The 14,552-nt window shown below is 45.3% G+C and carries 12 protein-coding genes; 5 read left to right on the forward strand and 7 right to left on the reverse strand.

Annotation, left to right across the window (positions count from 1 at the left end; translation table 11 throughout):
- Positions 1 to 2: 2 nt before the first annotated feature.
- The 3 genes from D3222_RS15075 (at position 3) to dkgA (ending at position 2,554) form a co-directional block, all read left to right on the forward strand.
- Entirely contained in the window at positions 3 to 497 is a 495-nt protein-coding gene (locus D3222_RS15075) for a type II toxin-antitoxin system YhaV family toxin (RefSeq protein WP_118986882.1), read from the forward strand.
- A 233-nt stretch (positions 498 to 730) separates the two neighbouring features.
- Positions 731 to 1,402 (forward strand): DedA family protein, encoded by a 672-nt coding sequence (locus D3222_RS15080; protein WP_118986883.1) that lies wholly within the window; start codon positions 731 to 733, stop codon positions 1,400 to 1,402.
- 273 nt (positions 1,403 to 1,675) lie between these two features.
- Entirely contained in the window at positions 1,676 to 2,554 is an 879-nt protein-coding gene (gene dkgA / locus D3222_RS15085; RefSeq protein WP_118986884.1) for a 2,5-didehydrogluconate reductase DkgA, read from the forward strand.
- A gap of 147 nt (positions 2,555 to 2,701) precedes the next feature.
- Here dkgA and ftsP read toward each other — a convergent pair whose 3' ends face one another.
- The 7 genes from ftsP to nudF all read right to left on the reverse strand — a co-directional run bounded on the left by ftsP (position 2,702) and on the right by nudF (position 11,902).
- Positions 2,702 to 4,123 carry a cell division protein FtsP gene (gene ftsP, locus D3222_RS15090; protein WP_118986885.1) on the reverse strand — a complete coding sequence of 474 codons (1,422 nt, stop codon included), beginning with the start codon at positions 4,121 to 4,123 and terminating at the stop codon, positions 2,702 to 2,704.
- 390 nt (positions 4,124 to 4,513) lie between these two features.
- The gene (locus D3222_RS15095) at positions 4,514 to 5,257 is read right to left on the reverse strand and encodes a 1-acylglycerol-3-phosphate O-acyltransferase (protein ID WP_118986886.1); all 744 of its coding nucleotides are present in this window, start codon (positions 5,255 to 5,257) and stop codon (positions 4,514 to 4,516) included.
- A 54-nt stretch (positions 5,258 to 5,311) separates the two neighbouring features.
- Positions 5,312 to 7,570 carry a DNA topoisomerase IV subunit A gene (parC, locus tag D3222_RS15100; protein WP_118986887.1) on the reverse strand — a complete coding sequence of 753 codons (2,259 nt, stop codon included), beginning with the start codon at positions 7,568 to 7,570 and terminating at the stop codon, positions 5,312 to 5,314.
- 43 nt (positions 7,571 to 7,613) lie between these two features.
- Positions 7,614 to 9,509 carry a DNA topoisomerase IV subunit B gene (gene parE, locus D3222_RS15105; protein ID WP_118986888.1) on the reverse strand — a complete coding sequence of 632 codons (1,896 nt, stop codon included), beginning with the start codon at positions 9,507 to 9,509 and terminating at the stop codon, positions 7,614 to 7,616.
- A gap of 72 nt (positions 9,510 to 9,581) precedes the next feature.
- Positions 9,582 to 10,190, reverse strand: coding sequence for an esterase YqiA (gene yqiA / locus D3222_RS15110; protein WP_118986889.1), 609 nt, complete (start codon positions 10,188 to 10,190; stop codon positions 9,582 to 9,584).
- A gap of 131 nt (positions 10,191 to 10,321) precedes the next feature.
- Positions 10,322 to 11,161, reverse strand: coding sequence for a 3',5'-cyclic-AMP phosphodiesterase (gene cpdA, locus D3222_RS15115; RefSeq protein ID WP_118986890.1), 840 nt, complete (start codon positions 11,159 to 11,161; stop codon positions 10,322 to 10,324).
- A gap of 99 nt (positions 11,162 to 11,260) precedes the next feature.
- Positions 11,261 to 11,902, reverse strand: coding sequence for an ADP-ribose diphosphatase (gene nudF / locus D3222_RS15120; protein WP_118986891.1), 642 nt, complete (start codon positions 11,900 to 11,902; stop codon positions 11,261 to 11,263).
- A gap of 218 nt (positions 11,903 to 12,120) precedes the next feature.
- On the opposite strand from nudF, the gene tolC reads away from it, so the two are divergent.
- Positions 12,121 to 13,509: an outer membrane channel protein TolC gene (gene tolC, locus D3222_RS15125; RefSeq protein ID WP_118986892.1), complete on the forward strand. Its 1,389-nt coding sequence runs from the start codon at positions 12,121 to 12,123 to the stop codon at positions 13,507 to 13,509.
- Between the two features lie 326 nt (positions 13,510 to 13,835).
- Positions 13,836 to 14,549, forward strand: coding sequence for a DUF1190 family protein (locus tag D3222_RS15130; protein ID WP_118986893.1), 714 nt, complete (start codon positions 13,836 to 13,838; stop codon positions 14,547 to 14,549).
- The last annotated feature ends 3 nt before the right edge of the window (positions 14,550 to 14,552 follow it).

Raw genomic sequence — 14,552 nt, forward strand, 5'->3', positions numbered from 1 at the left:
CTATGTACGAGCGAGTATGTGTAATAAATGGATGGGCTCTTTTTGCTCATCCGTGCTTTATAGAACAATTAAAACAAGCAATAGATAAGGTAGAACAACTTCAACAGAAATATCCAAACGACTACCTGAAAAAAAATGATACAAAACGCTTGGCTGCAATCATAAAACTGGTTACTGAAATTATTCCCAGTAACCCTGCTAATATAGCCTTTCGTTTGGGTGACACATTAGGTGGAAAAAGAAAACACTGGTTCAGGGCAAAATTTTTCCAACAATACCGTCTTTTTTTCCGTTTTCATGCCGAGAGTAAAATTATTATCTTTGGCTGGGTGAATGATGAGAGCACAAAAAGGGCATATGGCGATAAGCATGATGTTTACAAAGTATTTGGTGAAATGCTTAATGCGGGACACCCGCCAGATGACTGGAGTTCTCTTTTAAAAGAATCTACTGATTCACCACACTTAACTAAACTTATTAATGAACATCAGCCATAGTTTCTCCCAATAAGGGATAAAGCCAAGCCATGCTTAAGCTTTTACTGTAAACTGACTTTATATATACAGATGCAATAAATTTATCTTATACCTAATAGATTTCGAGTTGCAGCGCGGCGGCAAGTGAATGAATCCCCAGGAGCATAGATAACTATGTGACTGGGGTGAGTGAAAGCAGCCAACAAAGCAGCAGCTTGAAAGATGAAGGGTATATAACAGTCACAGGATAAGCAATGGAAGTACTAAACGGGATCATGCAAGCATTATGGCAGCATGACTTTTCTAAACTTGCCAACCCCGATGTTCTCTGGATTATCTATGGCATTCTATTCGTGACACTGGTTCTGGAAAATGGCTTATTACCTGCCGCTTTTCTACCCGGGGATACTCTGTTAATCCTTGCCGGTGCATTAATTGCCAAGGGAGTCATGAGTTTTATTCCAACCGTTTTTATACTAACCGCGGCGGCAAGTATCGGTTGCTGGCTCGGCTATCTTCAAGGGTTATGGCTTGGTGATACCAAACGAGTTAAGGATTGGCTGGCACAACTTCCTATTCAGTATCGCCAACGAGCTAACGAGCTGTTTTTCAAACATGGTTTGGCCGCTTTACTGATTGGCCGTTTTTTGGCTTTTGTCCGCACTCTGTTACCAACATTGGCGGGTATATCCGGCCTTGACAGTAAACGCTTTCAAGTTTTTAACTGGTTGAGTGGCCTGCTATGGGTTGTCATCGTGGTCGGTTTTGGTTATCTCCTCAATCAGATCCCGTTTATTAAAAATCACCAAGATCTGGTGATGAATATTTTGATCATTTTACCCATAGTGGTGTTGTTAAGTGGTTTAAGCGCCTCTCTATTAATGTACTGGCGCCACAAGAAAATCTCGGCGGCAAAACGTAAATAAAAGTCATTATGGTTTACAAGCAGCAACAGGATTTTTATCCTTAACTTAATGTACCAGTATTATATGAACCAAGGCTCAGCCACTAAGTGATATTCTTGGTATTGATGCGTCACCAATCCGGTTAATTCATGTATTTAGCCATGTATTGACATAATACATGGCTTAGATCACGCCAATTGTATTACTTTCTTCAATTACGCTTAATATCAACTTAATATCAATCGCCATAATTTCAACTGATATTTTAAGTCTATCTTTTTATAGGAGTTAGTAATGGATAATCAACCTATTATCAGACTTGCTGATGGGAATCACATGCCACAATTGGGGCTTGGATCATGGGCCGCAGATGACCAACAGATAGCAGAAACAATCCATGCCGCACTGGGTATCGGTTATCGGGCAATTGATACCGCCGCTATCTACAACAATGAGAAAGGCGTGGGCAAGGCGTTACAAGAAACAGATATCCCCCGTGCAGATATTTTTATTACAACCAAATTGTGGAATGACAGACACCTTGATGCCCGCGCTGCCTTGGCTGAAAGTCTAGAGAAGTTGCAACTGGATTATGTTGATCTTTACCTCATTCACTGGCCTGCACCACCGCAAGATCAATACGTTGGTACTTGGCAACAATTGATTGAATTGCAGAAAGAGGGGCTTATTCGCAGTATCGGTGTTTCTAATTTCCAACCTGAACATATCCAGCGACTGATCAATGAAACCGGTGTTCATCCCGTCATTAACCAGATTGAGTTGCACCCGCTGTTACAGCAACGTCAGCTTCATGCCTGGAATGCCACACATAATATCGTTACTGAATCCTGGAGTCCGCTGGCACAAGGCGGTGAAAACGTATTTGATAATCAACTGGTTCAACATCTGGCACAAAAGTATGGCAAAACACCCGCGCAGGTTGTTATCCGCTGGCACATTGATAACGGCATGATTGTGATCCCAAAATCAACCACGTTATCGAGAATTAAAGAGAACTTTGATGTGTTCGACTTCAAATTAGAAAAAGAAGATTTGACCGCGATGACTACGCTAGATATCGGTAAACGTCTGGGACCAACCCCTGAAACATTCGTTGATTTCAGTGAATTCATTCAGCTTCTTGATCAAAATAACGCTAATAATCAGTGCTGAAAAACGGCTGATAAAATTGATAGGGTGAAATTGATAGGGTAATAGCGGGCAAAGCCGAGTTAAAACGTGCGCGGCATCAACGCCGCGCCCTGATTTTGCTCAACTATTTTCATGGTTCTACCGATTATCACTCACCTGGGCTCGCATTTATTGATTGGCCGGTATAGTCACTAACTGCCCAACAGAGCCGCGATCGGCCATTTCCAGAATCTGGCTGTAATACAGGAATGGGAAGTGTTCATAAGATGGCTGGTTCATGTAAACCAGTAATTCCACTCGCCCATCAACCCAAACAGTATCCTTCCAACCATAATCTTGCGGTTGAGGTGCCTCACCGTTGTGGTTAATCACCTTAAACTGTACACCTTCAATATGGAATGGTTGTGGAGCAGAGGCATTTACGATCCAACGCTCCCACGTTCCTTGCTGGCTAGTAATATCCACCCGATTCATATCCCATAACGCACCGTTTATTCCAGGCGTATTGTCATCAAGATAAATTTCCCGGTTACGGATTACATTGGACACTGGCGTAATATCATCAACCAGACGAGATGGGAGATTATCTGTCACCAAAGATAATAAACCGGTTGCTTTAATGGTCAGAACAGTGCTGGAAATCAACACCGTGGATGGTTCAAACAACCCACGTAACTTATCAAGTACCCCGGCTGATTCACCGGCGGTAACAACTACTTCATCCTCTTTGGACATATCAATTAATACCTCACGCCGTTCTCCTGGCGCAAGGGAGAGTTGCTGAACAGCTATCGGCGCAGGTAACAGCCCCAAATCAGCGCCTATCATATAGAAAGGACGGCCATCACCGATCTGTAACTGATATCGACGGGCATTGGATGCATTGAGTAAACGTAAACGGATCCAGCCACGAGATACCTCAATAAAAGGATTCTGTACGCCATTAACTAACAGAGTATTACCGATAAATCCACTATCAGAGGCCGACTGATACTCAGGAACCCCAAAGTTATCCAACCGTTTATCTTGAAGAATAACCGGGAAATCATTAACACCATAGTGTTTCGGCAACGGCAAATGGCGGCTGGTTTCATCTTCCACCAACCACATGCCAGCCAACCCCTTATAAACATGTGGTGCCATCCGATTAGGTGTATTGGCATGATACCAGCAAGTTGCCGCCTGCTGACGAATAGGCAACACTGGCGACCAGTCAGACCCCGGAGAAATCTGACGGGCAACCCCACCGGTCAACGTACCCGGTAATTGTAATCCGCTGACAGTCATCGAAACCGGTTCAGCTAACCGATTACTGTATATCAGTTTGACATCATCGTTTTTATGAACCCGTACAGTCGGACCAAGGTATTGGCCATTAATTCCCCATACACTGGTTTTATATTGTCCATCAAAAGTCCAATGCGCTTTTTGTAAAGTCAGAAATAGCGGCTGCCCACCACGGGATTCCAATAAAGGGGGAACCGGCAAAGCAGTCTGCTGATTTTTGCTGGCCCGAACCAATAGAGGAGCGGCTCCGATACACATCGCCAAGCCTGATACCTGAATAAATTGGCGCCGACTAAATGACATATTTTCTCCGCGACAAACCTAATTAAATTCCGGGTTTATATGCCTCAAAAATAGTTGAGACACTGCAATCATTCACCCCGGCAGCGAATAACTCATTATTGAAGTTATTAAAGCTTATTATCCTTTTGATTGCGCTTAACAAAAACATTATTTATCAAGCGCTCATCATAACGCGAATATGAAGGGAATTAAACTATCTGAATGCATTACACGAATCTCTCCCTGTCAGTGATCAGTACATGTCATTTCCGACTAATAATAAATTGTGGTCATGGACAACGAACAAAAATCCTCACATATACTAAATATGTGAGGATTAAAGTACGCTTAAAAGCTATCGCCTTTGTCAGTCCCACACTTTATTATGAAAGAGTGGTCAAAAATAACCTATTATGAGTACTTGCCCTGCTTCTCCATTGCGGCCAATTCCTCATCCAACGCTGCTATTTTAGCTTTCATCACTTTATGACAATATTCTGCCAGCTCACGCACCTGCTCTTTGGTATATCCAGAAGTATCAATGGGGGGCAACATTTCAACAATGACGGAACCATTATTCCAGCGATTCAGCTTAATATTGCCATTAGTGATGGAAGAAACGCAGACCGGGACAATCGGCACTCCCGCCGAGATCGCAGCATGGAAAGCGCCGGTTTTAAACGGCAACAAACCACGACCACGACTACGTGTCCCTTCCGGAAACATCCAAACAGAAAGACGACGATTTTTAATCTGCTCCACAACCTGGGTAATCGTCCCATGTGCTTTAGCGCGGTTAGCGCGATCAATCAGAATATTGCCAGCCAACCAATAAAGCTGACCAAAAAATGGGATCAGCACCAAAGTTTTTTTACCTACCGTCACCGTGCCCGGCTGAACCGCATTGGACATGGTTATCATGTCATAGTTGTTTTGGTGGTTACCAATGTAGATACTCGGACCATAATGCCTGGCTTCAGCAGGAATACGTTCAATAATTTTGACACCAAATATTTTCGACAACCGGCCAAACATATTACCAAACACCATAACATGGTCAGGGTGACGTGGTCTGAATAAACAGTAAATAGCACCAGAGACACACACTACAATCGAAAACAGAATAACAATAATGCCGCGAATAATTGCTAACATAGTCCCCTCTTATTTAACGGGCCCCTTTAGGCCCGTTAGGTATATTTAATCCCACTATTTAGTTACGCCAATAGCAGATGGTGTTTCAACCTGAACCCGTTCAATATGCTGCAACCCACGAGGCAGAGGTGTTCCCTTACGACCACGTTCTCCACGGAATTTCTGAAGATCTTCGGGACGCAACGTCAATTTACGTTTTCCAAAGTAAAGTGTAATAGACGATTGTGGCGATAGTATCAATAACCAACTCAACAGGTCATTTGCCGCGGTTGACTGAACAGAAATTATCTTATTCCCTTTCCCTTTTGAAAGTTGCGGCAAATCTGCAACCGGGAACATTAACATCCGGCCTGCGCTGGTCATTGCCAGTAACATATCATCCTGCGGGTTATTAATTTCCAGCGGCGTCATGACGCAAGCATTTTCCGGCAATGTAATCAGTGCTTTACCCGCTCGGTTTTTAGCAACCAAATCACTAAAATTACAGATAAAGCCATAACCGGCATCAGAAACCATCAGAAACTTCTGTTCATCCGGCGCCATCAGTACATGTTCTACCGTTGCCCCGGCGGGTAAAGTCAATTTGCCCGTTAGTGGTTCCCCCTGCCCTCTGGCAGAAGGCAAATCCCGCGAATCAAGCGAGTAACTGCGACCTGTTGTATCAATAAAAACCACCGGCTGATTGCTCTTACCACGAGCCGCACCACGGAAGCTATCGCCTGCTTTGTAATTTAGCCCGGCCGGATCGATATCGTGGCCTTTCGCACTACGTACCCAACCCATCTCGGACAATACGATGGTCACCGGCTCACAAGGTGTGATGTCATGCTCACTCATCGCTTTGGCTTCATCACGCTCTCTCATTGGAGAACGACGCTCATCACCATAAGTGGCCGCATCAGCCACGATCTCTTTCTTCAACAGCGTGTTCAGTTTGCGCTCAGAACCCAGAATCGCCTGTAACTTATCGCGCTCTTTTGCCAGCTCATTCTGCTCGCCACGGATTTTCACCTCTTCCAGTTTAGCTAAGTGGCGTAATTTCAGCTCAAGAATGGCTTCCGTTTGCGTCTCACTTAAACCAAAACGTGACATTAATACCGGTTTTGGCTCATCTTCACTACGGATAATGTGAATGACTTCATCAATATTGAGAAATGCGATCAGTAAGCCTTCCAGCACATGTAAGCGCTTAAGGACTTTTTCCAAACGATGGTTCAAACGCTTACGAACCGTTTCCCGGCGGAATACCAACCATTCGGAGAGGATCTCAACCAGCCCTTTCACGGTCGGACGGTTATCCAATCCGATCATATTCAGGTTGACGCGATAACTCTTTTCCAAATCCGTGGTCGCAAACAGATGATTCATCACCTGCTCCAAATCAACCCGGTTTGTACGAGGGACAATAACCAGACGAGTGGGATTTTCATGATCAGATTCATCACGTAAGTCATCAACCATAGGCAGCTTTTTAGCCCGCATTTGGTTAGCGATCTGTTCCAATACTTTGGCACCAGAAACCTGATGTGGCAGCGCGGTGATCACCACATTGCCATCTTCTTTTGACCAAACAGCTCGCATCCGTACCGAACCACGGCCACTTTTATAAATTTTACGGATATCTTCGTGCGACGTGATGATCTCCGCTTCGGTCGGATAATCAGGACCTTTAACATGTTCCATCAGATCATCAAGGGAACTCTGTGGCTTATCCAGCAGCATAACCAGTGCATTCGCCACTTCACGGGCGTTATGAGGCGGGATATCCGTCGCCATCCCCACCGCAATACCGGTGGTGCCATTCAGCAGAATATTTGGCAAACGCGCCGGCAACATTTTCGGTTCCTGCAACGTGCCGTCAAAGTTCGGTACCCAGTCAACAGTGCCGTGACCTAATTCCGTCAGCAACAATTCTGCATATTTGGACAGACGGGATTCGGTATAACGCATCGCGGCGAAAGATTTAGGATCATCCGGCGCCCCCCAGTTCCCTTGTCCATCCACCAGCGGATAACGGTAAGAGAATGGCTGTGCCATCAGCACCATAGCTTCATAACAGGCACCATCACCATGTGGATGGTATTTACCCAATACATCACCCACGGTACGGGCGGATTTCTTAAATTTAGCGGTATTGTTCAGCCCAAGTTCTGACATGGCATAAACAATACGGCGCTGAACCGGTTTCAAACCATCACCGATAAAAGGCAGCGCCCTGTCCATGATGACGTACATGGAGTAGTTCAAATAGGCGTTTTCAGTAAACGAGTGGAGCGGCAAACGCTCCACGCCATCGTGAGTTATCTCACTCATTCATTAATTTCCTCAGAATCTTCTTTGACTATCCCTGTGGACGCTACACTTCAATTTCCACGGTATCACCCTTATCTTGCAGCCAGTTACGGCGATCTTCTGAACGCTTTTTCGCCAGAAGCATATCCATCACAGAGAAGGTTTCCTGATAATTTTCATCATTGATAGTCAATTGCACCAGACGGCGGGTATTCGGGTCTAACGTCGTTTCACGCAGTTGCAGTGGGTTCATCTCACCCAACCCTTTAAAGCGCTGTACGTTAGGCTTACCCCGTTTGCGGCTTAGGCGATCCAGCACCGCCATCTTCTCTTCTTCATCCAGTGCGTAATACACTTCTTTGCCCAAATCGATACGATATAAGGGCGGCATTGCCATATAAACATGGCCATTCTTAACCAATGTTGGGAAGTGGCGGACAAACAATGCACACAACAGCGTCGCAATATGCAAGCCATCTGAGTCGGCATCCGCCAGAATACAGACTTTACCATAGCGTAACTGGCTGAGATCGTGGCTATCCGGGTCGATGCCAATAGCGACTGAAATATCATGGACTTCCTGTGACGCTAACACTTCATCCGAAGAGACTTCCCAGGTATTCAGAATTTTCCCTTTCAACGGCATGATCGCCTGATACTCACGATCACGGGCCTGCTTCGCCGAGCCGCCCGCAGAATCCCCTTCCACCAAAAATAACTCCGTGAGATTCAGATCCTGTGATGTGCAGTCAGCCAGTTTTCCCGGTAACGCAGGACCACTGGTCAGTTTTTTACGCACAACCTTTTTCGCGGCGCGCATTCTGCGCTGTGCGCTGGCGATCGCCAGTTCAGCCAACTGCTCTGCTTCCTGAACGTTCTGGTTCAGCCATAAGCTGAAAGCATCTTTGACAACACCAGAAACAAAGGCGGCAGATTGGCGCGAAGAGAGGCGTTCTTTCGTCTGACCAGCAAATTGCGGATCCTGCATTTTTACCGACAGAACATAAGTACAGCGATCCCAGATATCATCGGCAGAAAGCTTCACACCGCGTGGCAGGATATTGCGGAATTCACAAAATTCACGCATGGCATCCAGTAACCCTTGACGCAGCCCGTTTACATGGGTACCGCCCTGCATCGTCGGGATCAGGTTCACATAACTCTCAGTCAGGAGATCCCCCCCTTCCGGCAACCAGAGCAGCGCCCAATCAACCGCTTCGGTCGCACCACTGAAAGTACCGACAAAAGGCGCTTCCGGCAATGTTATCAGGCCATTAACCGCAACCATTAGATAGTCAGTCAGACCATCGGCATAACACCATTTCTGTTCGGTATCGTTAATCTTATCTTTAAAAACAATTTCCACTCCCGGACATAAAACCGCTTTCGCTTTCAACAAATGGGTCAAACGGGAAACCGAGAAACGTGGGCTGTCAAAGAAACTTTCATCAGGCCAGAAGTGAACACTGGTACCGGTGTTACGTTTACCGCAACTGCCAATCACGGCCAACTCTTGTACTTTATCGCCATTTTCAAAAGCAATCTGATAAATTTGGCTGTTACGGCGAACGGTGACTTCAATCCGCTTGGACAAAGCGTTAACCACCGAGATCCCCACACCGTGGAGACCTCCAGAAAACTGATAGTTTTTATTCGAAAACTTACCACCGGCATGTAAGCGGCTCAGGATCAATTCAACCGCTGAAACCCCTTCTTCTGGATGAATATCAACCGGCATGCCACGGCCATCATCAATGACCTCCAGTGACTGATCGCTATGAAGGATCACTTCAATATGTTTAGCGTGACCCGCTAAAGCTTCGTCCACGCTGTTATCAATCACTTCCTGTGCCAAATGGTTCGGACGCGTTGTATCAGTGTACATTCCCGGACGACGGCGAACCGGTTCCAGACCACTGAGAACTTCAATGGCATCTGCGTTGTAACTAGATTGAGTCATGTTGTAATTCTGTTGGTTGCTTCTTGATTAAAAGGCTAATCAGTTTTGTATACTGGTGATAATACCAGTCGTTCAAACATTTTTGGCAAGTTTTTTCTCGCCATCACTAGAAAGCCCAAGAAAGTTGATGATTTGTGGGAAATAGTGTTCAAATCCGATAAAGGCATGATTACCACCAGATTCAATAGTTTGCTTACATAATACCAGATAAGCCACCGCCTGGCGGTAATCCAGCACCTCATCTCCGGTTTGTTGCAATAACCAGATGAGATCCGGTGACTCCAGCGGTTCAATCCGCATGCTTTTGAGATCATGAATATGGCGCGGTTCCAACGTATATCGTTGGTTAGTATAGGGGTTAATATTTTCCCCGAGATAATCCCGCAGTAATTCAAACGGACGCACAGCTGGATTGACAACCACAGCGGGCAAGCTGAAACATTGTGAAAGCCATATCGCCAAATAACCACCGAGAGAAGAACCAACGATACCCAAATCATCCCCGGCATGCTCCATCACCAGATTTTCTAGCAGCTCGGCCACTTCTTCAGGATAAGGGGGTAACTGAGGCACCAGCATGTCAATTTCAGGATGATGCTGATGCAGCCACGCTTTTAAGGCATTGGCTTTTGCAGACTGCGGGGAACTATTAAAACCGTGCAAATAGAGTAACGTTGACATCAGGCCGTGCCCCTCGATTGTGCATAAATACCACCGGCCACTATGCTCCCGTGCGACACGCCACAGATGGTGAGGCTTAGCAAATCCAATAAGCAGAGAGTAACACAGCAACACAAGGAGACAAACACAACCTAATATCCATCCGAATCTAAATCAGGGCAGAACTCATTACTTTCCAGTCTATAGACCTGAGTTGTCAAACTAAATTCGCCATTATCGGCAACAGACAGTTCGAGATAACGCCATCCCGGAGCAACGGTATCAAGCATAAAATTGGTACAATGTGGTTTGAATTGCACACAGGTTGATGGTGTCGCCATCATACGGATGCCATTCCAATCTAGATCCATCTCCTGATGTATATGCCCACAAAGCATCGCCTTAACCCGTGAATAACCTCGCAAATATTGTGCCAGAATATGTGAATTGCGCAAACTATGCTGATCCAGCCAGGTACAACCTGATGGTAATGGATGATGATGAAGCAGAATCACCGTGTAACGTTCAGGATGCCTATCCAGGCACTTTTTCATCCATTCAAGCTGATATTCCGACAACTCCCCGTGAGGAACGCCCTGCACCTGACTATCAAGCATCAAAAGTTGCCAGGGCTTACCGACTAAAATCTGTTTCGACGGAGAAACGCCAGCCGCCGCCAAGGCATCCACCATCGCAGGCTGGTAATCATGATTACCGGGCAACCAGACACAAGGTGCCGGTAAACGGGCAATACCATCAGCAAAATGTTGATAAGCTTCCAGCGACTGATCCTGCGCCAAATCACCTGTCGCTACGATTAAATCAATATCAGCATTTTGCTTGAGGATGGCATCCAACACCGCTTGGTAACTGCGATAAGTATTGATACCCAATAAAGTATCTTCTTTGCCGGCAAAAAGATGCGTATCTGTTATTTGCAATATTTTGGCTGTGGTTCCCTCTACCACAGGCAGTTCAAACTGGCTTTCCAAATGGTTTCCTTGTCCTATAAGTCATTGGCGAGCATCATAACTCGTTTTAACGCAAGAGATCTGCTGACTGGCACACACTTCCCTTTTCTCGGTTAAAAATTAGGAATTATCTGAATTCCATTCTTTTTTTAACTTTTCATGGTGTAATGCCAGCCATTGTATCGCAATAACTGAAGCAGCATTATCAATAATTCCCTCTTCCGTCCAATGATAAGCTTGTTCACGACTGACTACATGCACCCGAATATCTTCATGTTCACCAGATAATCCATGAATACCAGTAGCTGTCGTGGCATCCACTTCCCCCACCATCACAGAGATACGTTCCGTTGTTCCTCCAGGGCTGGAGAGATAACTCAACACCGGTTTGCAACGTTTAACTTCGATTCCTGCCTCTTCCATTGTTTCGCGGCGCACCACCTGTTCCACATCTTCGCCCTCTTCAATCATACCGGCAACAATTTCCAGTAACCACGGTGTTGCTTTCGTCTCTATTGCCGGAATACGTATCTGCTCTATCAAGACAACCTCATCACGACGTGGATCATAAGGCAACAGTGCACCAGCATGGCCCCGTTCAAAAACTTCACGGCTAACCTCTTCACTCCAACCACCGGCAAACAGGCGATGACGGAAACGGTAATTTGTCAGTTTAAAGAATCCATTGTATAAATTTTTTTTCGTGATAATTTCTACATCCTGTTTACCTAACATAGCTGGCATTGACCACTTTTTATTCATAAAATTTTCCTAAATAGTTCCTGACTTGCTAACCGCTAAGATGATATTAATCAAGCAGAGTTAAAAAATTCATCCTTTGGTGGTGTAAAGTTAAATTAAATTAAGGCAATATGGCACAAACAGCTATCTTTGGCTGATAGCATACTCTGCTAGAATCAGTGATATTTCGTTTTTCATCAAGGCAACTAAGCAAAATAGCTGCACAACAAGGAATGCAAATGAAGAAACTGCTCTCCCTTTTTATCGCTATGAGCCTAGCGGGATTTAGTTCGGTTAGTCAGGCTGAAGATCTTTTACAGGTTTATAAGCGAGCAAAAGAAAGTAATCCTGAACTACGTAAATCGATGGCTGAACGCAATGCAGCTTTTGAAAAAATTAATGAATCCCGTAGTTCATTATTACCTCTGTTGGGATTAAATTCAGGATACACCTATAACAGTGGTTACCGCGATAAACGTGATACAGAAAGCAATACATTGAGCGCGACACTTACGCTGACTCAAACCATTTTTGATATGTCTAAATGGCGCCAATTGAACTTACAAGAAAAAACGGCAGGTATTGCTGATGTTACCTATCAAAGCAGTGAACAAAAACTGATTCTGGATAGTGCAACAGCTTATTTCAAAGTACTGCGTACCATCGATACACTCTCTTACATTGAAGCCCAGAAAGCGGCCATTTATCGCCAGTTGGATCAAACGACTCAACGTTTTAACGTCGGTCTGGTTGCCATCACCGATGTCCAAAACGCCCGCGCTAACTATGATAATGTGCTGGCTCAGGAAGTTGCCGGTCGAAATGATCTGGACAACGCATTAGAAGCCCTGCGTCAAGTTACGGGTACTTATTACCCACAGTTAGCCTCGTTGAATATCGATCATTTCAAAACACAGAAACCAGACGCAGTGGATACCCTGCTTAAAGAGGCGGAAAAACGTAATTTGAGCCTGCTATCTGCCCGTTTAGACCAAGATTTAGCTCGTGAGCAAATCAAAGCTGCCCAAACCGGCCATATGCCAACCATTGAACTAGGCGCTTCCACCGGCGTTTCAAACAGTCAAATTCACGGCTCTGGCTATAAGGGCAACAAACCTGGCAATTCCTATGATGGCGACAACAGCGTTGGCCTGACACTTCGCCTGCCAATTTATAGCGGCGGTGCAACCAGTTCCCGCGTTGAACAGGCACAATATGGTTTTGTCAGCGCCAGCGAACAATTAGAGAGCGCCTACCGCAATGTGGTACAAATTGTCCGTTCTTCCTTTAACAACATATCTGCTTCCATCAGCAGTATCGACGCCTATAAACAACTTGTTGTTTCCGCGCAAAGCTCGCTTGATGCAATGGAAGCGGGTTATCAAGTTGGTACACGTACCATTGTTGATGTACTGAATGCGACTACGACGTTGTACGATGCCAAACAGAAGCTGTCCAATGCCCGCTATGATTATCTGATTAATCAACTGAATATCCAGCACGCAATTGGTACGCTAAATGAGAAGGATTTAGTTGCTCTAAATAATACGCTAGGTAAACAGCTCCCAACTTCCGCTAACAGCATTGTTCAGGAAACGGCAACGCCAGCAACCTCTGGTCGTAACTGATTCAAACCTTCACTTTCACTAATTAACGGCCCGCCATCAAGCGGGCTGTTTTATTTATTACCCACTACAATTGAGCTCTGAAAGAATAATCAGATATTTTTCTTAATATTCATTACGGCACTATTTTTCTAAAAAATAGATATTTTTTCAACATTAAAACCAGATTAAACGAAATACCAGATAATCAATATCCAACAACCTCTTTGTCAGACAAAAAATCAAGCGAGCAATTCGAAGGTTTATGCTTTAATTTTGTTCATCTTTCCCCTATCCTTAGAGCTATTTCATTAAAGAATCACAGACACCTAAAATCTGGGTATACGACTATGACAATAAAGCGGACCAAAAATATTAACCACGACACATTCCGTAAAGCCTGGCGCAGTTATCGCCTTGCGCCTGTGGCAATCGCTGTCAGTGCGGTTTTCATGTTATCTGCCTGTGAACAGAGTGATGAAACCGTCTCTCTTTACATGAATGCAGATGATTGCTCTCAGGCAAACCCATCACAAAGTGAACAATGTAATCTGACTTACAACAACGCGTTGAAAGAAGCGGAAAAAACAGCGCCTAAATATGCGACCAAAGAAGACTGTATCGCTGAGTTTGGTGAGGCACAATGTACTCAGGCTCCGGCACAGGCGGGCCTTGGCAACAGTGCACCGGATGGCTCCAGCACAGCTGCGAATAGCAATGCACAAGCCCAACCGCAGCAAAGTGGCAGCTTCTGGATGCCTCTGATGGCAGGTTTTATGATGGGGCGTCTGATGGGCGGCGGCGCAGCACCATCACAACCGCTATTTAGCTCCAAATCTGCCACCAGCCCGGCAAACGGTAAATTTGTTGATGCGACAGGCAAAAGCTATGGCCCTGCAACGGCTGGTGGCCGTTCCATGACGGTTCCTAAAACCGCTATGGCGCCAAAACCCGCCACGACAACAACTGTCACCCGTGGCGGTTTCGGTGACTCTGTTGCAAAACAGTCAACCATGCAACGCAGTTCCTCTTCTGGCTCCACTTCACGTTCAATGGGAGGCTAATCA

The organism is Photorhabdus sp. CRCIA-P01 (assembly GCF_003545805.1).
In the GTDB taxonomy this organism is placed as follows: domain Bacteria; phylum Pseudomonadota; class Gammaproteobacteria; order Enterobacterales; family Enterobacteriaceae; genus Photorhabdus; species Photorhabdus antumapuensis.